Genomic DNA, 1661 nt, shown 5'->3' with positions numbered 1-1661 from the left:
ATGCAGCACCGTGGCCGTGCTGTCGTGTTCGAGGATATCGACGACTATAAGGCGCGGATCAACGATGATGATCTTGATATTGACGAAACCTGCGTGATGGTTCTGAAAAACTGCGGCCCGCGCGGTTATCCGGGGATGGCAGAGGTTGGCAATATGGGCTTGCCGCCCAAGATCCTGAAGAAAGGGATCACCGATATGGTGCGGATTTCGGACGCGCGCATGTCGGGAACGGCCTTTGGCACCGTGGTGCTGCATACGTCGCCCGAGGCGGCTGTCGGTGGGCCGCTCGCAGTGGTGCAGTCGGGTGATATGATCGAGCTGGATGTCGCGGGGCGGCGTCTGCATCTGGATATTTCCGATGATGAGCTTGCCGCGCGTCTGGCGACATGGACCGCTGAAAAATCCGGTGCGAACCCGCGGCCTGAAAGTGGTTATGCGATGCTTTACCATGATCGCGTCATGGGGGCCGATACGGGGGCCGATTTTGACTTCCTCGTCGGGCATCGTGGGAATGCTGTTGGCAAAGAGGCGCATTGATGACAGCCATTTGTCTGGTCGGGATCGGCAAGATCGCTGTCGATCAACATGTGCCTGCGATAGGTGGGAGTGACGATTGGGAACTCGCCGCGACGGTCAGCCGGGCCGGCACCGTTGATGGCGTGCAATCCTTCACCGATTTTGATCAGATGCTCTCTGAGCGGCCCAATATCCCCGTCATCTCGCTCTGTCTGCCGCCGGTGCCGCGCTATGATTACGCGGCCAAGGCCATTGCAGCGGGCCGTCATGTGATGCTTGAAAAACCCCCCGGTGCCACATTGGCCGAGGTATATGCGCTGGCCGATATGGCCCGCGCGGCGGGTGTTTCGCTTTATACGACATGGCACAGCCGGATGGCGAAAGGCGTGGCACCCGCCAAGGCGTGGCTTGCGGATAAAACTGTGACCGGCGCGCATATCTGCTGGAAAGAGGACGTGCGGCGCTGGCATCCGGGGCAGGATTGGGTCTTTGCGCCCGGCGGGATGGGTGTGTTTGATCCGGGTAGCAATGCGCTGTCAATCATCACGGAAATCCTGCCGATGCCGATCCATTTGCGGTCGGCTGAATTGTTTTTCCCCGAGAACCGCGACACGCCGATTGCGGCGCATATGCAATGGACGCAAAATGTGAGTGGTGACTTCGATTGGCGTCAGGAAGGTCCGCAAAGCTGGGATATTACGGTCGAGACGACCACCGGTGCGCTGTCTCTTCATGATGGGGGTGCGCGGCTGTTGATTGATGGCAATGAGGTCGCTGCGGGGGCGGATCGTGAGTATCCCGCGCTCTATGACCGGATGGCGGAATTGGTCAAAACAAATGCATCCGAGGTGGATTTGTCACCGATGCTGCATGTGGCGGACGCGCTGACACTCGGCAAACGCAACGTGGTCGCGCCTTTCCACTTCTAATCTAACCTTATGATTTTCCATGTCTAATCAAACTTCCGCCGGAGGCATCCTGCCCGTGCGAAAGGCGTCTTCGGCTGTTTTCATAAACTGCCAAAAATTTACCATTTGATAAAAAATAAAACTGTGGCAGGCTGAGGGTGACACGCCAGACAGGATCCAGCCATGTCCAACCCGATGACCCCCGGAATTGCAGCGGCCCGCTTGCCCGCTGAAACG

At 58.1% G+C, this 1661-nt stretch carries 2 protein-coding genes and 1 pseudogene; 2 read left to right on the top strand and 1 reads right to left on the bottom strand.

Annotated features, from left to right (window positions below; genetic code table 11):
- Both VGP75_RS01835 and VGP75_RS01830 read left to right on the top strand, forming a co-directional pair.
- A pseudogene (locus tag VGP75_RS01835) lies at positions 1-537 on the top strand (dihydroxy-acid dehydratase); the annotation flags it as partial.
- Entirely contained in the window at positions 537-1445 is a 909-nt protein-coding gene (locus tag VGP75_RS01830) for a Gfo/Idh/MocA family protein (protein WP_327542026.1), read from the top strand. The pseudogene VGP75_RS01835 and the gene VGP75_RS01830, both read left to right, overlap by 1 nt.
- 7 nt (positions 1446-1452) lie before the next feature.
- Here VGP75_RS01830 and VGP75_RS01825 read toward each other — a convergent pair.
- Positions 1453-1661 (bottom strand): hypothetical protein (locus VGP75_RS01825; protein WP_327542025.1); only part of this gene is annotated, 209 nt, incomplete at its 5' end.

Source organism: Yoonia sp. (assembly GCF_036007805.1).
Classification (GTDB): Bacteria; Pseudomonadota; Alphaproteobacteria; order Rhodobacterales; family Rhodobacteraceae; genus Yoonia.
This window is presented reverse-complemented; position numbering and strand designations above follow the sequence as displayed.

Excerpts from the sequence above, each read along its gene's own strand:
- VGP75_RS01830 (WP_327542026.1), top strand. The coding sequence starts at position 537 with ATGACAGCCATTTGTCTGGTCGGGATCGGCAAGATCGCTGTCGATCAA.